This window comes from Sessilibacter sp. MAH1 (assembly GCF_054658315.1).
The window spans coordinates 19,395-39,005 of sequence record NZ_BAAGIC010000020.1 but is presented as its reverse complement, the minus strand read 5'-3'; the positions used below and the strand labels follow the sequence as shown (position 1 = coordinate 39,005).

Below are 19,611 nucleotides of genomic sequence, written 5' to 3'. Positions count from 1 at the left end.
GTGATTTAAATCCAGAAAATTCTATTCTTAAATGAGATCGGAAGAATTATGAATATCTTTTCTTAACTTAATGCTTAAGCATTAGTTTGCTTAACCTATTTTACGCAATAATTGAGATAATTTTTCACGCGACGCACAATAGGAATTGAAAATATTAACTGCCATATGTTTTGCGCGGAATTTTATTTGTGCTCTTATTCATAAACTGGGATATAGTTTTATGTCGAAATTTCATAAAAAAGTTGGAACCGTTAGAAACAGTTATTCCAAGGACTGGTTTTTGTTTAAGGTTCGCGTTAAGTTTGCGTATTGTTTTTAGCGCTGTGAATTAAGGAAAGCGACAGTGAGCTATCTTGATGATGCTATACAGTCATACAATCAAACCCAGTCTGGTATTACGGCGACTGTATGTGCTAACCGTGGCTTTGATGGCCTGCTAGATTACGCAGATGTCGTCGATTTGACCGGAGCTAACTCGTTAGAGCAAGTAAAACTCGAACTTGTTAAGAGTATTGCCGAACTTGATCGTAAAATCAGCAATCTTATTGATCACATTCTTCATCATCCTAAATTTCAGCGCTTAGAAGCGGCTTGGTGTGGCTTGGAGCGGCTTACCCACGCCGCGACCAGCAGTAAAAAGGTCAAGATTAAGGTTTTAAATGCCAGTTGGCGTGACGTTTCTAAAGATATCGAGCGGGCGCCTGAGTTCGATCAGTCTTCTTTATTTGAGTTGGTGTATAACCGCGAGTTTGGTATTGCTGGTGGTGAGCCGATAGGCGTTCTTATTGGTGATTACGAAATCTGCCACAAACCCATACCAGGCCACCCTTACGATGATATCGATACACTAAAAGGTATTTCGCAAGTTGCAGCGGCGGCGTTTTGTCCCTTTATTTGTGGTGTTCGACCTGAGTTTTTTGGTATCGATGAATTCGAAGATCTAGGCATACACATCCCTTTTCAGGAGATTTTTGCCAATAAAGAGTATATTCGTTGGCAGTCTCTAAGAGATATGGACGACTCTCGATTCATCGGAATTACCCTTCCTCGGGTACTTATGCGAACGCCTCATTTGGCCCGAGAATTTCCGAAGTCGTCACTGGTTTACAACGAAACCGTCGCCGGTCCTGATGCTAAAAAGTACTTGTGGGGCAATGCAGCATTTGCCTTGGGCGTTATTTTAATTCGCGAATTTATTGATGTGGGTTGGTTTTCTCACATTCGCGGCGCGCCTCGCGACAGTTTGTCGGGTGGTCTTGTGATTGATTTCCCGAAAAAATACCAATCTACCGATTCAAACCCGCACGCGTCGCAAATTACTACGCCCATACTAATCACCGATACGCTGGAGCACGATCTCAGCGAGTTAGGTTTAATTCCATTAAGTCATTGTGTTCATACCGACTTTAATTGCTTTCACAGTGTGCCGTCTATTCAGCGGCCAAAGGTCTACGCTAAGAAATCGGCGACAGCTAATGCCAGAATCAGTGGTTTGCTTCAGCAAATGCTGTGTGCTTCGCGTTTTGCGCAGTACATTAAAATCATTATTCGCGACAAAATTGGTTCTTACAAAAGTGCAAAAGAGTGTGAGCGTTTTTTACAAGATTGGTTAAACCAATATGCCACAGGTCGCGAAGATTTACCTTGGGAATCACTGGCTCGATACCCGCTAAGACAGGCGCGCGTTCAGGTTTTTGAAGATCCGAGAACCCCTGGAAACTATCAAAGTATTATTCATTTAAAAACCCATTATACAGTTGATCATTTGGTGTCGGAATTAAGACTTACCACGACGCTGAATCTGGGCACTATGCGAGAAGCGCTATAATTGAATAATAAAATGAAAGGATGCTAAGTTTTGTCAGAAAAAAAATTGCTAACACCATTATTTGATCGCTTGATGGGCGACAGTGATGACCCTCAAAAAAACTATTTGCTGAATGCGCAAATGCGCGAGAGTGTCCGGCGTGATCTTGAGGACTTGTTGAATACACGCTACCGATGCTTGTCTCCGCCGGCTTCACACAAAGAATTACAAAAGTCACTTTTGAATTTTGGTTTGCCCGATATTTCTTCGGTTAATCTTATGTCGAAGAATAGCCGCAAAGAATTTTGTGCGAATATCGCCGAGTGTATATTGACCTACGAAAAAAGAATCAAGTCCGTTAAGGTGACAACTGCGGATAAATTAGATCCGGAAGAGCCTAATATTCGCTTTCAAATAGAAGCAGAAATTCATTCTAGTCCGGCGCCAGAAATAATCATTTTTGATTCTTCTTTAAATCCAATTACTCAATTAGTTAACGTTGCTGAGGTCGGATAATGTCTGACAGTTTACTTTCTCATTATGAATCCGAACTTGCTTTTTTACAGCAAGCCGCTGCCGATTTTGCTCGCAAACATCCGGCTGCTGCGTCGCGCTTACAGTTAAATGAAGATACCGTAGAAGATCCTTTAGTAGAGCGTCTTTTATCGGGTGTTGCGTTTTTAAACGCGCGTATTCAGCAAAAATTGAGTGATGATTTTCCTGAATTGACGGATGCTATGTTGGATACCTTGTACCCACATTATCTAAGACCCATTCCGTCGTTTTGTATTGTTAATTTTGAACCTAATGAAAGCTTAGATAAAGCCGCATTTATTAAGCGTGGTCGTATTTTCGAAAGTGAAAAATTTAACGGTAATAGCTGCAAATTTACCAATTGTTATGACACAGATTTATACCCAATAAAACTGTCCTCTGCCGAATTAATGGCAAGACCTTTTATCGCCCCTGGCTCGAACTCGGTGAGTAACGCATCGGCGGTATTAAGGTTACGATTTAATCCGTTGTCAGAGAAATTAAATATCAGCGATTTAGGTATTAAATCGTTAAGAATGTATCTAAAAGGTCTGCCGCAGTTTTCTTATCCGCTGTACGATTTAATCTTGCAAAAAGCCGTAAAGGTAGTACTTGCTAGCGGCGATGATGATCCAAAGCCTCAATTTCTTGATCCAAAATTAATTCAGCAAGTTGGTTTTGATGAGAACCAAGGTCTTCTTGAATATCCAAATAATGTATCTTCGGCATATCGGTTGTTAACCGAGTTTTTCTGTTTTCCAGAAAAATTTGGCTTTATTGATTTGCACCAAATTGGTAAGCATATTGATGCGCGATACTCTAACCAATTAGATGTTTATATTTATTTAAGTGAATCAAACTCTGAGCTGGAATATCAAGTCGATGCGCAATCGTTTTCGCTGCATTGTGCGCCGGCTGTAAATTTATTTAAGCACGAAGCTGACCCAATTGCGTTAACTGAAACCAAATACGAATACCAGGTCGTGCCAGATGCACGTTATAAAAATGGTTTTGAGGTTTACAGCATAGATGACGTGGTAGGATTAACCTCTGAAAATAAAAAAACGCACTATTTACCATTTTACGGTGTGCGACATTCTCGTTCACAAGGTGATGCTTTCTGGTTTAGTAAGCGAGAAAATTTATTAGAAGGTGAGCACTTAAATGAAGTCGCGTCAGAAGTACAGCTTTCTTTGGTTGATTTAGATTATCAAAACATCAAAAATAGTGAGCAAACCTTAAAGATTTCGCTGACGTGTACCAATCGAAATTTACCTAGAAAGTTACCAACGGGTAATAATCAGCCGTATTTAATGGACAGCGAAGGCGGGCTTCCGGTCAGTCGAATTTCTTGCACAGTACCTCCCACATCGACCTTGCGATCGCCGCAAAAAGAGCGCTCGTATTGGCGAATTATTTCGCATCTTAATTTAAATCATCTTTCACTAGGTGGCGCCAATCAGCCAGCTTCACACACCTTGTTTGGAAAGGCTTCTGGTCCGGGTCTTGATGAGCCGCCGCTGCGTGAAATTATGCGCCTTTATGATTTTAAAGACTCTGCTAGCACGCGAAAAATGATCGAATCATTGTTGGATGTAAAAACCAAAGGTATTACCGCTCCGATTCAGGTGCAGGGCATGATCGTAATGTCGCGTGGTACCGAGGTTGAGTTGGTTTTTGATCCCATTTTATTATCTGGCACCAGTGCATTAATGTTTGCCAGTGTTTTAGAACGTTTTTGTGGACTTTACTGCTCTATTAATTCTTTCACGCGTGTTGTTGTGCGAATGAGCGGCCATGATGATATTTATAAACAATGGCCGCCGCGGGCTGGAGATCGAGTATTACTATGATTAATCCGCGCTTAGAAAAAGAACCTTATTTGTTTGAGTTTTTTCAAGCGGTACGCCTATTAGAAAAAAACGCCACGCAGAAACTTGAAACAACGGCATCGGAAACTGCACCTGGATCTAAAGCTAAGTACGATGATGAAGTTGTATTTTTTAAAAATAATCCAAAACTGACCTTTAATGCCAGTGATATTCAAAATTTAAAAATTGTTAAAGACAGTCATTCACCAAAAAATCAACAGTATTGGGAAATGACCGTTTCGGTATTGGGTTTGTTGGGTAGTCAAGGTGTAATGCCGCGATATTTTTCTGAGCGAGTTTTACTTGAACTTCGTAAGAAAAATACGGATTTGGTCGATTTTGTGAATTTTATCGAGCATCGATCCATTTCGTTGTTTTATCAGGCATGGCGGAAATATCGTTTACCATTAAATTACGAAAAAGCTTTGGCTAGCCGTTCTTCACGACGCGCGCAATGGGATTTGTTTACCCATAGTTTTTTGGCGTTAATGGGAATCGGCACCGAAGGTTTGATGTACAAACAGGCCTTTTCTGATGAAACTCTTGTTGGTTGTGCCAGTTTTTTAGCAAGGCCGACGATTAGCGCTGAAGCGATTGTGAAAATTGTTAAACATCAGTTTGGGTTTGATGCCGAAGTTAAACAATTTGTATGTCAATGGGAAGAATTACCCAAGGATTTATTAACGCGCTTACCTGGTCCAGATGCGCCTAATGGGCAGAATAACGTATTGGGCCAAAATGCGATGTTGGGACAATACGGCTACAACACGCAAGGCAAATTTATTGTAGTTATTGATGGTGATAAAAATCCAAATTATGAGCAGCTGGCTCCGGGCTCAAGAGTTTTAAGTGAGCTACAATCAATGATGAAATTTGTGTGTGGTGATGAATTTGAGTTTGCCATTGAAATTGCTTTGCCGAGCAATGCTCATTTTGAAACCCAGCTTAGTTTAGACACAGAGCCTTTGTTGGGTTGGAATACTCGCTTACGATCTCAGGATTTTGTTGTCAATGAGCGAGAAAGTATTGTCTTATCTCAAGATATTTATCCAATGGTAGAAAGCTTAGAGCTTGTAGACTAGATCTTATTATTTTTATTTGACCCTCGGGAAAAGAACAATGATTAACGTTAATTTAAAATCACTCGTTGATAAAATGTCACAAGGGTTACGTGAGTCCTTAGAGGGCGCAGCCGGCCTTTGTATTAATTTAACGCAATATAATATTGAAGTTGAACACTGGTTAATTAAGATTTTAGAAATGGGAGATTCAGATCTCGCGTTTTTACTGGAAAAATATGACATTAATCCCTCTACCTTTGCTAAACAATTAATGTCATCAATTGAGAAATTTAAGAGCGGAAATAGTCGCCCGGCTGCGCTTTCACCTAATTTAGTTGATTGCTGTAAAAACGCTTGGATGTTGGCGTCGGTTGAGTTTGGTCAGCCTGTAATGACATCTTCTCATATTTTGGCGGCATTATTTTTAGATGAAATTTCTCGCCAACAAATATTAAACAGCTGCCCAGTTTTAAAAGAAATTGCTCCTGAATCTTTACGTGAAACGGCCAGAGTTGTTGTTGGTATGACCGGTGAATCTGCAAGAGCAATTCCGGCGAGCCAATCAAATAACGGCGAACCAATTAAGATTTCCAAAACGCCATCACTGGATAAATACACCATTAATCTTACCGAGAAGGCAGAGAAAGGTGAAATTGACGCTGTTTTGGGTCGAGACGAGGAAATTCGTCAATGTATCGATATTCTTACTCGTCGTCGCCAAAATAACCCGATTCTTACCGGTGAAGCTGGCGTTGGTAAGACAGCGGTTGTAGAAGGTTTTGCTTTGCGTATTGCGAATAAAGACGTACCAAGTGCATTGCAAGGCGTTGTGGTAAGAACACTTGATTTAGGTTTATTGCAAGCTGGTGCTAGCGTTAAGGGTGAATTTGAAAACCGATTAAAATCGGTAATTGAAGAAGTTAAGGGCTCGGTTGTGCCCATTATTATGTTTATTGACGAAGCTCATACCCTGATTGGTGCAGGCGGCAAAGAAGGGCAGGGTGATGCCGCAAATCTATTAAAGCCAGCTCTTGCCCGCGGCGAGTTGCGAACCATTGCGGCAACCACTTGGGCGGAATATAAAAAGTATTTCGAGCGTGACCCGGCTTTAACGCGACGCTTTCAGGTTGTTAAGGTTGAAGAACCTAATATTGATACCGCTATCGACATGATGCGTGGTATTTCTGATGCCCTAGCTTCTCATCACAAGGTGCGTATTTTAAACGAAGCCATTGTCGCATCTGTTAAATTATCCCAGCGCTATATTACCGGTCGTCAACTTCCCGATAAATCGGTCAGCCTTTTAGATACCGCTTGTGCACGTGTTGCGCTGAGCCAATCTTCGACACCTTCTGCTATTGAACAAGCAACTCGCAGAATCGAGTCGGCACAGCGTGCGATTACAGCGCTAGAAAAAGAGCAGTTTGAGACTCAGCAACACACAGACACCTTGCACACACTGCAATTGGAAATCGAAAAAGACCAAGCACTTTTGAATGATTTGCAAGCTCAGCGAGAAAAAGAAAATCAGATTATTACTGAAATTAACGAAACTCGTGCAGCCATCGAAAAATGTCAGAGCAATGATGCGGACGTGAGCGACGCGAATGCTGAAGCAGTGAAAAGTGCAGAGGCCACAGAGAGTGATGCGGAAAATGCACAACCACAATTAGGTTTAGACGAGCTTTTAGCTAAGCTTACGAGTTTACAAGCCGACTTAAAAACTACTCAAGGTAAGGCACCGCTGGTTCATCCTTGCGTTGATGAGCAATCCATTGCAGAAGTGATTGCCAACTGGACCGGTATTCCTGTTGGCAAGATGGTTTCAGATGAAATCTCAGCGATTCAGCATCTTTCTGAAAAACTTCAAGAGCGTGTTATTGGTCAGCCTCATGCCTTAGATGCAATTGCTCAGGCTATTAAAACGTCGCGCGCTGGATTAACCGATCCCCGAAAACCGGTTGGTGTGTTTTTGTTGTGCGGTACCAGTGGTGTTGGTAAAACCGAAACGGCTTTAGCGTTGGCTGATCAGCTCTATGGCGGCGAGCAAAATATCACCGTTATTAATATGTCCGAATTCAAAGAAGAGCATAAAGTATCTATGTTACTTGGCTCTCCTCCGGGCTATGTTGGTTACGGTGAAGGCGGGGTGTTAACCGAAGCTGCGCGTAGAAAACCCTATTCCGTTATTTTGTTGGATGAAATGGAAAAAGCTCATCCCGGTGTGCAAGATATTTTCTATAACTTGTTCGATAAGGGCACAATTAAAGACGGCGAAGGCCGTGACATCGATTTTAAAAATACTGTAATTATCATGACTTCTAACGCGGGTGAAGACGCTATTCGTGCAATCATGCAGCAGGTTGAAGAAAAGCCAGACCCCGATGTTTTGCTTGATAATATCCGTCCGTATTTGTTGCAGAGTTTTAAGCCCGCGTTTTTAGGTCGAGCAAATGTCATCGCTTATTATCCATTAGATGACGATAATTTAATGAAAATCGCTGAGATTAATCTCAATAAAATTCGCAAACGCGTACAAAATCACTATGGCGCGAAACTGGATTACCACGAAGATGTGTTGCTGCACATTGTCGCTCGTTGTCAGGAATCGGATATTGGTGCTCGTAACATTGAAAATATTTTGAATAAAACGTTATTGCCGGAAATGGCAGCGCTTTGTTTGGATCGTATGGCAAATGAGTTAGAGATAAACCATATTCAAATTAACGTCGATGACGAGGGCGATTTTCAATACGAGATTATTTAATTGATTTCATCAATAAAGAGGAACCAGTTTGGCTCCTCTTTATTGATGCTAAATTGTCAATTTTTTATCACAGCTTTCTTGTCTCTAGTTATGTCCGTGTATGTATAGACTTTCACGTACATAATTTTCAATTCCGTGTTTTTATATCCAAAGCCCTTAAATTCTTGATTTGTCGGGATTTTGCACATCTATTTTCCAGATTGAAGGTTCATTTTTTTTGGAAAAATAAACATTATTTGATCTATGTTCTTGAAAACCAATCTCAAATAAAAATTAAATGCAAAATGAGAATGGTTAGTATTATAATGCGCAAAAACACGAACATGGGAGATATGTGAGCAATGAAAAGAACTTTATTAAGTTTGCTTGTGGGAACAATTCCGGCTGTGGCGTTTGCTCAGCAACAACCAACCGTTGAAGAGTTGTGGAAAATAATTCAGCAGCAACAAGAGCAAATTAATGAGTTAAAAAATCAGGTAAACACTGCAAAAGTTAAAGTGGAAGAAATTGATGTAAAAGTCGAAGCAACTGCTGATGCAATAGAAAACAGCGTTGTAAGTGCTGGTGCATCAAATTCATTAGCAGCGTGGGCTGAAAAAACCACTTTGGGTGGTTATACAGAACATCACTTTAACGATTTTGAAGATTCTGATAACGAAATCGACGCTCACCGTTATGTTTTGTATGTAGCACATCAATTTAGCGATACCTTGCGTTTCTTCTCTGAGTTTGAACTTGAACACGGTGTTGCCGCCGACGGCGAGCCTGGCGAAGTTGAGCTAGAACAAGCATACGTACAGTGGGATTTTCTTGAAAACCACAGCGTTCAATTTGGTCAATTCTTGATTCCTGTTGGTATCATCAACGAAACACATGAGCCAGATACTTTTTACGGTACCGAACGCAACCGTGTAGAGTCAGAAGTTATTCCTGCAACTTGGTGGGAAACGGGTGTTATGTTTACCGGTGAATTGTCGCCAGGTTTAACCTACAACGCCGCAGTTCATAGCGGTTTAGAGGTTCCGGTTGAAGGCGGTAATGCATTTCGAATTCGCAGTGGTCGCCAAAAAAGTGCTGAAGCAACCGCTGAAGATTTCGCGTTTACTGGTCGCTTAAAATACACCGGAATTCGTGGCTTAGAACTGGCTACCACCTTCCAATACCAGCAAGAAATTACCCAAGGCTTGGCTTCGGATGACGCGAGTGCATTCTTAACCGAAGCTCATATTGCGTATCAATCTTCTGGATTCGGATTTAAAGCGTTATGGGCCGAATGGGATATCGATGGCGATGACTTTGAAGACGCCAATGCGGATTCTTTGGGCGGTTGGTACATTGAGCCATCGTACAAGTTGACCGAGAAACTTGGTTTCTTTGCTCGATACAGCGAGTGGGATCGTGGCAACCGAGTTAATAGCGACTTTGAAGCGTACGATTACGGTATTAATTACTGGATACATCCGCAAGTTGTGTTGAAAGCGGACTATACCGACACAGTTGGTGAAGGTGATGAAGCCGATGCCTTTAACTTGGGTGTAGGTTGGTCATTCTAATAATCATCTGTTGATGAGAATGCGTGTAATTTAGTATTATCGAGAAAAGGCGCCTTGCGCCTTTTTTCTTGCAAAGTTTTTGGCTGAGTTTTTATGCAAATACGTTTGAATTTATTGAATATTTTTGTCGTTATAGTCCTATCTATCGGCTCGACAAGCGTATTTGCACAAAAAGGAAGTTTTTTATCCATCGAAGAGTTTCATGAGCTTGCTTTTCCGGGCCAGCCTATCGAATGGCAGACTTTGTGGGTTAACCAAGAGATGCGCGCCGATATCGAAGCGATAATTGACCGTAAACTCTCCAGTCTTCGGCTCAGATATTGGGGCGATGGAGAGCGTACAGCTTGGATTTTGGAAGAAATTGGTAAAGAGCTGCCAATTACAGTAGGCGTGATTGTAAACGCGGGCAAAATCGAACAAGTTCAAATTATGGAATACCGCGAAAGTAGAGGTGGAGAAATTCGCTATCCATTTTTTACTTCTCAATTTATAAATGCTCAATTATCTTCTGAAAAAGGAAATTGGCGCCTTAATCAAAATATTGATGGCATTACCGGGGCGACATTATCGGTTCGAGCATTGAAAAAAATTACCGCAATGGCTTTATACTGTCATCAACAAACTGAGTTCTCTCAGCTAGCAAGTGAATAGCTCTCTTCCTAAGACCGTATCGGTTCGTTCCCGTAAAAAGATGAATGTCAAAAGAGTGATTTGGCGTTGGCATCGCCGCGTTGGGTTGGTTGTGTCTGTTGTTGTTCTCAATCTTTGCCTTACCGGTGTGCTCCTAAACCATACGGAATTCTTTAAATTACAAGATATTCCCGTGCGCAATAGTATTATTCTTAGTCTGTATGGAATCCAACCTCCCGCTGTTATTGCTCAATCCACAGATGTTGGATGGGCTGGTCAGCTCGACGCTAAAATGTTGTATATAGGCGATCACTCGCTAGGTGTATGCGATGGCGTATTTAAAGGCGCTGTAACTTTACGCGCTTACGGCAGCTTGCTTATCGCTTGCGAATCTGAATTGTTGATCGTCAGTTCTGATTTCAGCATTCAAGAGAGAATAGGCAGTATTTTTCAGCTGCCGACCCCTGTTGAGCAACTAGGAGTCTGCGGCGAAGACGTGTGTTTTATTTCTAATGATCAAGTTTACTTGGCAGATTTGGAAAAACTACAGTGGTCGAACATAGACCGACAGCTGTTTTCTGAAATTAGGGTTTCTGATGAAATCCCAACGTATCAACGAGAAATTTGGCTTACCAATTATCAAGGTTCGGCGATCAATTGGGAAAGGTTCTTTTTGGATATACATTCGGGCAGAATATTCGGCTCGCTTGGCGTTCTGATAGTGGATTTATCTGCCATACTTTTAATTGTTTTAGTCGTTTCTGGCGTTTGGCTCTGGAGTAAGAATTCGGCGTCAAAAAAATAATACTCAGTATCTTAATGAACTTCCGGTTTGCGAATTACCTACTTTTTTGGGGTCGCGATTGGGTAATAATTTGTTATAGTGTTCAACAATTGGCGATGTATAGACTGTGCCTTATGCGGTTGTTCAAAAGTGTTTTCTCATCGCTCATTTAACGTGTGTTAATAACTAAACATTGGAATTAAGTATATGGGTAAGCCTGCTTCTAGAATTACCGACATGCATGTTTGTCCGAAAACAAATCCTGGCCCAGTGCCACATGTTGGTGGTCCCATTGTTACTCCTGGTGGCCCGACCGTTATTATTGGTGGTTTACCATCGGCAACCGTTGGTAGTGTATGTGTCTGTATTGGACCACCAGACAGTGTTTCTAAGGGCAGTAGTACGGTCATGATCTGCGGAAAACCTGCTGCTCGAATGGGCGATAGTACTGCTCACGGTGGTAAAATTGTTGTTGGTTTCCCTACGGTCTTAATTGGCGGGTGATTCTTTTTAGTGAATCACCTATGGCCGATGAGCGAAATTCATCGATCGTATCTTCTAAATTTGCAGAGCTTGTACGTTTTGGGGTTATTTTGAGTGTGTAAACCCTATAGTGTGGCTACGATTTGTAAACTTATCACCTGAATATATTCATTAGTATCTTTGAAGTAGCCTATAAATCTGCTTTATGTCTGAGTACAAATTTCTTCCTATTTTTTCCCTTCGCATTTGATTTACCACGATCGATAGACAAAAAAATACCACCCATAAGGTGGTATTTGAGTGGTTTGACCTTAGGTAAGATCAGCCTGGGCTAGGAATGTTAGCAACCATTCGTAGAGAGGTCGTTAATTCTTCCATTTGTAGCCAAGGTTTAAGATAAGCAACAGCGCTGTACGAGCCAGGTTGTCCTGGAATCTCTTTTACCTCAACACGTGCTTCAGCTAATGGATATTTAGCTTTCATTTCTGCACTGGCGTCTGGGTTTGAGTTGGTGTATTGCTTAATCCACTGATTTAACCAACGCTCACAATCGTTCGCTTCCATAAATGAACCAACTTTGTCACGCGCCATAACTTTTAAGTAATGAGCAATACGTGACGTCGCCATCAAGTAAGGTAAGCGAGCAGAGATTTCAGAGTTAGCAGTGGCGTCAGGATTGTCGTAGGATTTTGGTTTTTGAGCGGTTTGTGCACCAAAGAAGACGGAGTAATCAGTGTTTTTGTAGTGGCACAATGGCAAAAAGCCTTGTCGACTTAATTCTGCTTCACGACGATCTGTGATACCAATCTCGGTAGGACATTTTTGGTCAACGTCACCGTCATCACTTTTGAACAAATGGCTTGGTAGGCCTTCAACTTTACCGCCGCCTTCCGCGCCGCGAATAGCTGTACACCAAGAATATTCCGAGAAAGCTTTAGTTAGGGTAGTGCCCATAACATAAGCGGCATTCATCCAACAGTATTTGTTGTGGTCGGTGTCGCGCGAGTAGCCAGAATCATCAATTTCAAACTCTTCGTAATTGAAGGTCTCAACGGGCTTGGTTTTGGAACCGTATGGAACGCGAGATAAGGTTCTTGGCATAACCAAGGTGACGAAGCGAGAATCTTCCGAGTCACGGAAGCTGCGCCACTTGATGTATTCTTGGGTCTCAAAAATACCACCTAGGTCGCGAGGCTTAGATAATTCTGTGAAATCATCAAAGCCAAACATTTGCGCGCCAGCTGCTGAAATAAATGGACAGAAGCCCGCAGCTGCAACGTTCGACATCTTTGATAGAAGGTCGATATCTTCTGGATGGTTACTAAATTCATAGTCACCAATAATTGCACCGTAGGGTTCACCACCGGCAATACCAAATTCTTCTTCGTAGATTTTTTTGAAGGTTTGGCTTTGATCGAATTCAACCGCCTTGTCTAGGTCACGATACAACTCACGCTTGCTTAGGTTTAGCATACGAATCTTAAGAGTCGAACCGGTTTCGCTGTTCATAACCAAGTGGTTTAGACCGCGCCAAGAACCTTCAAGTTTTTGAAACTTGTCTTGATGCATGATTGCAGCAAGTTGACGAGACATGGCCGCATCGATTGCAGCAACCGCTTTGTTAATGGTGTTCGTAAGGTTTTTGTCCCAAGTTAAAGTACCATCCATTGCCTTTGAGGTTAGGTTGGCGATTAGATCTTTTACTTCATTCGGGTCGGTTTGTTTAGTGGCGCCGATCGCCTGATCAAGAAGGCTAAACGATCCTTCTTCGGCTTCTAAGGCACTATTTTCACTACTTTCTGTAGCCATGATTATTCTCCTTTATCTTCGCCAGGGTTTAACTGACCAGAAATTTGCGAAATTTGATCTGCGTTTTGCAGAATTTGCTCAAGAACAGTTTCAAGCTCTTCAGAGCGGTCTGCTTTGCTCAGCAAATCTTTTAGTTTATGGCGCGCTTCTAGTAATCGCTTAAGTGGTTCAACCTGGTCGACAATAGCTTCTGGAGTGAAGTCGTCCATTTTTTTGAATTCTAAATCGACACTCATCTTGGTGCCGTCACCGGACAGGGTATTTTCCACTTGTAACTCAAGCTTGGGATTCACTTTACCCATAACTTCGTTGAAGTTGTCGCGATCGATTTGAACGAATTTACGCTCTTTGAGTGGACGACGCGCTTCTGCATTGTCACCAGAATAATCACCCATTACACCCATCACAAACGGGAGTTCTTTTTTTACTTCCGCTCCGTTGGTTTCGACGTCGTAAGTAATGTGAACACGAGGTTTGCGAACTCGTTTGAGTTTGTTGTGGATACTTTCAGACATGATTTATTCCTTCCTTTAAAAAATCGGTAAGAGTTAGACTCAATAATTATACGTTACCAGCCCATTCCTGATGATGATTGTGTTTCAGGTTGCTTAGGCGTCTCAGGTGTCTTTGTTTCCACTTCAGAAGAATGGCTTGTATCAGCTGCAGTATTCGTCTGTGTGGGTACAGCCACAGGTTGTGGTGGCGGTACGTATTTATCTGTAGCGGTACCGTCGGTAACTACACCTGTAAGTTGTGAGTAGAGCGCTTTTGCATTCTGGTCTGGAATTAATTCTAGAATTAATTCCGGTAACGTCATTCTTCCCCATTTAATAATACGATCTAAACTGGCTGCAAGGGGAGTATGAGGTTCATACATTCGGAAATAATCTGAAATTAACGAAAGCTGTTTTAGCGCGTCTTCTCGATTAGTAATAGCGCCCGCCGGAACCTGTTGCACAAATTGAACATTTTGCAAGTTGCCGGTGGTCACTACTGCGCCAGCCTCCGATGAATTGGTTTGATCGTCGATTGTTTCTTGCAAAGCCTGTTGTGCATTTTGAGCAGCATTGTGCGCATCAACAATATCTTTACTGATAAAACGAACAGTCCGGATCAGCTCTTCAAGTAGATTGCTAATGTCAGAACTCGGTGGAGCTTCACCGCCGCAATGTTTGCGTAAAGTATTGTTATATTCTTTAAAGGACGACAGCGCAGCTTCAAGCGCTGTTGTTAATTCAATAAAGTAGATAGGTGTAGAACTTTTAATTTCGTTTTCTACATTTTCAAATGAAAACCCAATGGTTTCAAAACGCTCTTTACGCTCTTTGTCGTCTTGGATTTTTGAGGCATCGCGAGCCTGTAAATATTGTGCGTAGGAATAAGATTCACCTGTATTACCTTCGGTGATCGTTATAGATCGCATTGGTGCGAGTAAAGGTCCACTGCCAAGACCTTCAAGTGGCGCAATTTTGGTTTCTAATCCGTACTCGTCAGGCTCTGGATAAACGACATCCCAATATTCATTGATGATGGCTTCAATTAGCTGGAACGAGTTTTTAAGTCCGAAGGCACCATCGATTCGAACAGATGCTTCGCAATACCATGTGCAAGCTTGAAGATCTTTAGACAGCGTCTTTAAGATAACTTCTGATTTTTCTTGGACCTCATACCACGGAGAAATAAGGTCTATATCGTCATCAAATTGGTGGGTTCTTTCGAGGGCGCTAGCATTGTTTCTGGCGTCTTTAGCTGCGTAGTACTCAGCCTGTGCTGACGCGTCCACTCTAATATCGACGCCTTGAGCAAGATCACCAGGTATTGGTGCGATAAATTCTTCCAAATTAAATCGAGTTTGTGACATTAACTAAGCAATCCTTATGCATGTTTTAATCGTTGCCCAAGCGTTCCGGCAAAAAGCCAGTTTAAGGGATTTTTTTCAAATGAAGCAAATAAATACCGCATCAATATTGAAAAAATTCACACTTAATTCTTCAAGTCAACTAAATTATTATCTTTTCTAATACTCTACTATTTTTTATATCTTTTAATTTCACAATAATGGGTTAACTGTTACTGATCATCATGGTATAGGTGTCGGGACTTGGTAATCCTGCACTTTCAAAATATCGATGAGACTGACCGTTTTGACCCGGTTGGTGCCACAGAGAAAAAGCCGACATATCATTGAGCCGAGATTTTAATAGTAATTCGGAATAGAGATCGCTAAAGGTATAGGCTTCAATTTCTAAAAAAGCATATTGTCCGCGTTGGTTTTGATATTGGCTTTTTGGCGCCGGACGAATATTGGGTTTCACCGAGATGAGATTGCGATAGGTTTCATCGATAGAATCTCGATTTGTCAGCGCATTTATGGCGGTATTTTCGGCGTGTTGAAACCAAGAAGGTTCTGATAATGCGCGAAATGGATTCTCTTGGCCTGGAATTTTATGAACTATGGTTAAAGGGAAATATCGGCCGACGCTATCTACACTCGATGCTAAAACACCGACATACGAATTTGAGTCTATAACACCGCTTGTTAGAACAAATCGCCAAATAGGCGCAACCAGATAATGCTCTAACCATTGGTTACCTAAGCGCGACTGGCTTGCCGAGATACTACGTTGTAACCATTCATCCCACAGTGTTATAAAATTTGACGCCAACCCACGGTCAATAAAATCACCGTGGGAAGGTAGTTTGCCAAATACTCCGACGTAATTATTGTGCTGCTGCATAACTTTGTCTCTTTGTCATTTAAATTAAAGAGATGCTGGAGCTTTAAAGCTTCGCAACAACGTTAAGTCGAAAGGATTTGTTCGATCTTCTGGAATCACTACAAATTCAGCGGTTCGACCCGATGCGTTAAATCGCAATAATTTTTCTGCAGAATTAGGTCGGTCGACAATTTCCGATTTGTCCAAAAGTTTGAATATAGACCAATCGCCTTCGTATTGTTCCTCATGGCTGCTTTGGTTTAGGTCTTCAAAAATAATTCGCGCCCGCGTGTCTTCACCGCCTGTCCATTCTGCCGAGCGGCGAACCTGCGGCCCATGTGAGTATTCATAGGTAAAGTCGCCGATTTCCAGTGTGAACAGCCTTACGCCTCTGTCGAGTTGATCTGCTCTGACTTTAAATTTAAAAGCGGCATTTTCGCCTTGCGAATAAAATGCTTTGCGAATGTTTTGCGCATTCTGAAAGGTTCTTATCGCTTCTTGACTTAATCCAATAGAGCGATTGTTAACGCTTTTTTGCCTCCAGTTGGAGGTGTTTGCAAATGGGGCAACAAATTCATTGATAAATGCCTCAAGCTGACCTGAAGGCCCAAAAAAGTCATTAAAGTCTTGCAGCGCTACATCTCGTGAAGCATTTTTTGATAGAGGATATCTGTCTTTTAATGCTCTTTCGTAGACACTGTATACACGCAAGCGCCAAGACTCGTTTAGCTGGTTCTGCGCATTGGCCACGACAATGCTCCAGCTGTTGTCGGCGATATTTTTCATCCAGCTTTTGTAGGGTTCTGGAGCTTTTTCTGCTTCGTAATACAGGTTTTGGATGGAATCGTTCGAGCCGCTTTGAAAGCGTTGTTTTGCGTAATCAAAAGCTGCTTGAGTCGTATTCGGTGATCCGTCCAAACCAACAAAGAATTGATGAACTTGCGCTATTGAGTCGAGATAGCTGCGAGTCAACGGCGGTGCGTCGTTTCCTGAGAAGGATGCCTTGTGTAAATCTGAGAAATAAATATCCATGGGCGTTGGTGGATTATTTTTCTCAATGGCTTTGTTCAGCTCATCGGCTGCTAATTCTCCAACAGCGCGAACCTGGTTGTTAACCGGTGCTCGGATTCCACTTACTGATGGAATTCTTCGACGTTGATCGGCGACCAAATCCGTATTTTCCGCAGCAATATCCGAAACGGTAAGTAATGGCGAATAAATAGGGTCTGATAATTTGCCTAATACAGTTACAGCGTCACGAATTGAATTGAATTTTTGCAAATTGAAGCGTTTTAAATAATTCTGCCAGTAAAGCAAATATTCATTGTTATAAAGACGTTGTAAATCTTCACTGACGCGCTCTAAATCAACGGATGGATCATCTTCAACAGCGCCATACACCCACAAGTCTTCTTTAAGTTGTTTGATGAGTTTGGAATTAGCGCTGACATCTATGTCTTTGTAACCTTGCGCAGTGAACAGTTTCGGTACAAAAAATACGGAATCTTGATCAGAAAGGCCAAAGCTTTTCGCGGAATCAGCGCCGATATCACGATAAATATCAAAAGTTTGCGCCATATCTGGACGTACTTTTAATGCTGCGTAAAGCCGCTCCGCCAATGGAATGTTACGCAGTTTATTTTGACTATTTTCTACGATTCGTTTGTTGTAAATATTTTCTTCAATAAGTGGATCTTGCTCGAACGCGATTTGCAAATTACGCTGCAACTGCTGGCGTTTGGACTCGTCCTCTGGATAGAGCTTTTGCCAATGATTGGTTAAGAACTCTTTGATATGGGCCTTATCCTGATGCTGTTCATCAAAGAACATCAAATATACTTCTAAGTATTTCGCAAGATTACCGTCTGAAGCCGGGAGGCTATCTAATGTGGTTTCGAACTCTCTGGCGAGAGCTGGCATAAACAAGTTATGGACTTTGTCTACGTATAAATTATTGGCAGCTCTATCAACATTGGTGTCATACATTCCAAGGTTATTCAGCCAATCATGCTCGCTGCTGTCGTAAACCAAAGAAGCTTGGTACAAGGGCTCGATAATATCTGCCGCTTGGGTAGATGTACTGGGATTTGGGTTGGCGCTAGAAGCCTGACGGTATTCGTTAACGTCTTCTCGTACATTTGCCATTGCAGAGCGACTGGATGTTGCGGTACCGACCCAAGTAACAACGCTGCCTACTAAGGCAATTAACATGGTGATATAGGTTCCTCTACGGAACCAAAGAGTCATTTTTTCGACCTTTCTGTTCACCCCAACCAGTTCAGACTCGGGAAAAATAACGTCGTTTAATAAGCGGGTAAGGAAAAAGCTTTTACCGGTGTTTGCTTGTGCGACAGATTGCTTGCGATCCAGATTAAATGACGCTGAGACCGAACTCATCATACGATCGATCGGCGAGCCTTCTTGAGTTGCACTGGTAAAGTAAACACCACGTAGCATGGGGGTTGTAGCGTAGTTGTGAGGTGAGAAAATCTGGTCTAAAAACTCATGGATTATTCCAGACATACTTTCCATCTGCTGTGGAAAGTTAAGAATTAGGTTTCTACGCTCGGGATTTCGCTCCTGATGAACCTTAATTAAAACGCGTTCGTTTAGGCGCTCAACGAGTTCTTGGTAACGTTTTTTGAACGTATCCAAATTTTGCGAGGCTGTTTGTGCTAATTCCGATTCGAAACTCACTCCCCAAACCTGCTCACGTTCGGCTTGAGATAGGGTATTAAAGAATTCGTTAAAGCCTGCGACCAAATCTGCTTTGGTGAAAGTCATGTAAATAGGAAATCGAATGCCCAGCTCTTGTTGCAACTCGTCGATACGCGTACGAATTGTTTTAGCCTGTTGCCGTTGCTGTTCTGGAGACGTTGACATTAACTCCAGCATGCTGACGACAAGCACAACACCATTAATTGGCCGGCGTTTACGGTAACGCTTGAGCATGCTCAAAAATTTGTTCCAAGCCGTGTTATCAATTACTCGGTGGCTGTCTTGGGTTGTGTAGCGTCCTGCTGTATCGATTAATACAGCTTCGTTTGTGAACCACCAGTCGCAATTTCGGGTACCACCTACGCCGCCAATGGAGTCTTTTCCGTATTCTTGCTCAAGCGGGAAGTGTAATCCTGAATTGATTAGTGCTGTTGTTTTGCCGGAACCCGGTGGGCCGATAATGATGTACCAAGGGAGCTGGTACAGCGAGCGAGTACCATGTTTACCTTTAAACTTGGATTTCTTTAGAGTCTCTAATGCTTTATTGAAACGTTGCGATATGGCTGCGACTTCTTCGCTGGCTCTATCATCGTCGGGCGAACCGGGTTTTTCTGACTTGGCTTCTTGCTCCATATCGGAAACCAAACCCTGATTTTTTTTCAAATTAACGATGGTAATCGTTAAATTGATCACTAACCAAATAATCCAAATAATGGCAATAATAATTAGGCGAGTGGAGCTACTGGCTTCGGTATTGTTTTCACCAAATTTTACGAAGCCGAGCCCAAACCAGACTAAAAATGATAAAGCGATAACTCCGATGGCACTGATAAACCATCGATTGAGAATAAGCGAACGCAGGCGATTCATTTCACGC

At 42.1% G+C, this 19,611-nt stretch carries 14 protein-coding genes; 9 read left to right on the top strand and 5 right to left on the bottom strand.

Annotation, left to right across the window (positions count from 1 at the left end):
• The first annotated feature begins 343 nt into the window (after positions 1-343).
• From tssC (ACYQ28_RS16845) to ACYQ28_RS16805, 9 genes are all read left to right on the top strand, one after another.
• Positions 344-1,828, top strand: a complete 1,485-nt coding sequence (tssC, locus tag ACYQ28_RS16845; RefSeq protein ID WP_460052076.1) for a type VI secretion system contractile sheath large subunit — start codon at positions 344-346, stop codon at positions 1,826-1,828.
• 30 nt (positions 1,829-1,858) lie between these two features.
• Complete coding sequence (gene tssE / locus ACYQ28_RS16840) at positions 1,859-2,323, top strand: type VI secretion system baseplate subunit TssE (protein ID WP_460052074.1); 465 nt, start codon at positions 1,859-1,861, stop codon at positions 2,321-2,323.
• On the top strand, positions 2,323-4,194 hold the full coding sequence (gene tssF, locus ACYQ28_RS16835) for a type VI secretion system baseplate subunit TssF (RefSeq protein ID WP_460052073.1): 1,872 nt from the start codon (positions 2,323-2,325) through the stop codon (positions 4,192-4,194). The genes tssE and tssF overlap by 1 nt, the downstream gene beginning before the upstream one ends.
• Positions 4,191-5,294 (top strand): type VI secretion system baseplate subunit TssG, encoded by a 1,104-nt coding sequence (gene tssG / locus ACYQ28_RS16830; RefSeq protein WP_460052071.1) that lies wholly within the window; start codon positions 4,191-4,193, stop codon positions 5,292-5,294. The genes tssF and tssG overlap by 4 nt, the downstream gene beginning before the upstream one ends.
• A gap of 37 nt (positions 5,295-5,331) precedes the next feature.
• A complete protein-coding gene (tssH, locus tag ACYQ28_RS16825; protein ID WP_460052070.1) occupies positions 5,332-8,040 on the top strand; it encodes a type VI secretion system ATPase TssH in 2,709 nt (902 codons plus the stop codon).
• Between the two features lie 341 nt (positions 8,041-8,381).
• Positions 8,382-9,593, top strand: a complete 1,212-nt coding sequence (locus tag ACYQ28_RS16820) for a porin (protein WP_460052069.1) — start codon at positions 8,382-8,384, stop codon at positions 9,591-9,593.
• Between the two features lie 93 nt (positions 9,594-9,686).
• Entirely contained in the window at positions 9,687-10,244 is a 558-nt protein-coding gene (locus tag ACYQ28_RS16815; protein ID WP_460052068.1) for an FMN-binding protein, read from the top strand.
• A 40-nt stretch (positions 10,245-10,284) separates the two neighbouring features.
• Positions 10,285-11,028: a PepSY domain-containing protein gene (locus ACYQ28_RS16810; protein WP_460052066.1), complete on the top strand. Its 744-nt coding sequence runs from the start codon at positions 10,285-10,287 to the stop codon at positions 11,026-11,028.
• A 186-nt stretch (positions 11,029-11,214) separates the two neighbouring features.
• Entirely contained in the window at positions 11,215-11,511 is a 297-nt protein-coding gene (locus ACYQ28_RS16805) for a PAAR domain-containing protein (RefSeq protein ID WP_460052065.1), read from the top strand.
• 300 nt (positions 11,512-11,811) lie between these two features.
• Here the strand turns inward: ACYQ28_RS16805 and tssC (ACYQ28_RS16800) are convergent, their stop codons facing one another.
• The 5 genes from tssC (ACYQ28_RS16800) to tssM all read right to left on the bottom strand — a co-directional run bounded on the left by tssC (ACYQ28_RS16800) (position 11,812) and on the right by tssM (position 19,604).
• The gene (tssC, locus tag ACYQ28_RS16800) at positions 11,812-13,299 is read right to left on the bottom strand and encodes a type VI secretion system contractile sheath large subunit (RefSeq protein WP_460052064.1); all 1,488 of its coding nucleotides are present in this window, start codon (positions 13,297-13,299) and stop codon (positions 11,812-11,814) included.
• 2 nt (positions 13,300-13,301) lie between these two features.
• Positions 13,302-13,814, bottom strand: a complete 513-nt coding sequence (tssB, locus tag ACYQ28_RS16795; RefSeq protein ID WP_460052062.1) for a type VI secretion system contractile sheath small subunit — start codon at positions 13,812-13,814, stop codon at positions 13,302-13,304.
• A gap of 53 nt (positions 13,815-13,867) precedes the next feature.
• Positions 13,868-15,160, bottom strand: coding sequence for a type VI secretion system protein TssA (tssA, locus tag ACYQ28_RS16790; protein WP_460052061.1), 1,293 nt, complete (start codon positions 15,158-15,160; stop codon positions 13,868-13,870).
• A gap of 202 nt (positions 15,161-15,362) precedes the next feature.
• A complete protein-coding gene (tagF, locus tag ACYQ28_RS16785) occupies positions 15,363-16,037 on the bottom strand; it encodes a type VI secretion system-associated protein TagF (RefSeq protein WP_460052059.1) in 675 nt (224 codons plus the stop codon).
• Between the two features lie 24 nt (positions 16,038-16,061).
• Positions 16,062-19,604 carry a type VI secretion system membrane subunit TssM gene (gene tssM, locus ACYQ28_RS16780; protein WP_460052057.1) on the bottom strand — a complete coding sequence of 1,181 codons (3,543 nt, stop codon included), beginning with the start codon at positions 19,602-19,604 and terminating at the stop codon, positions 16,062-16,064.
• Positions 19,605-19,611 lie beyond the last annotated feature (7 nt).

Excerpts from the sequence above, each read along its gene's own strand:
- tssF (WP_460052073.1), top strand. The coding sequence starts at position 2,323 with ATGTCTGACAGTTTACTTTCTCATTATGAATCCGAACTTGCTTTTTTA.
- tssG (WP_460052071.1), top strand. The coding sequence starts at position 4,191 with ATGATTAATCCGCGCTTAGAAAAAGAACCTTATTTGTTTGAGTTTTTT.
- tssH (WP_460052070.1), top strand. The coding sequence starts at position 5,332 with ATGATTAACGTTAATTTAAAATCACTCGTTGATAAAATGTCACAAGGG.
- ACYQ28_RS16820 (WP_460052069.1), top strand. The coding sequence starts at position 8,382 with ATGAAAAGAACTTTATTAAGTTTGCTTGTGGGAACAATTCCGGCTGTG.
- ACYQ28_RS16815 (WP_460052068.1), top strand. The coding sequence starts at position 9,687 with ATGCAAATACGTTTGAATTTATTGAATATTTTTGTCGTTATAGTCCTA.
- ACYQ28_RS16810 (WP_460052066.1), top strand. The coding sequence starts at position 10,285 with ATGAATGTCAAAAGAGTGATTTGGCGTTGGCATCGCCGCGTTGGGTTG.
- ACYQ28_RS16805 (WP_460052065.1), top strand. The coding sequence starts at position 11,215 with ATGGGTAAGCCTGCTTCTAGAATTACCGACATGCATGTTTGTCCGAAA.
- tssC (WP_460052064.1), bottom strand. The coding sequence starts at position 13,299 with ATGGCTACAGAAAGTAGTGAAAATAGTGCCTTAGAAGCCGAAGAAGGA.
- tssB (WP_460052062.1), bottom strand. The coding sequence starts at position 13,814 with ATGTCTGAAAGTATCCACAACAAACTCAAACGAGTTCGCAAACCTCGT.
- tssA (WP_460052061.1), bottom strand. The coding sequence starts at position 15,160 with ATGTCACAAACTCGATTTAATTTGGAAGAATTTATCGCACCAATACCT.
- tagF (WP_460052059.1), bottom strand. The coding sequence starts at position 16,037 with ATGCAGCAGCACAATAATTACGTCGGAGTATTTGGCAAACTACCTTCC.
- tssM (WP_460052057.1), bottom strand. The coding sequence starts at position 19,604 with ATGAATCGCCTGCGTTCGCTTATTCTCAATCGATGGTTTATCAGTGCC.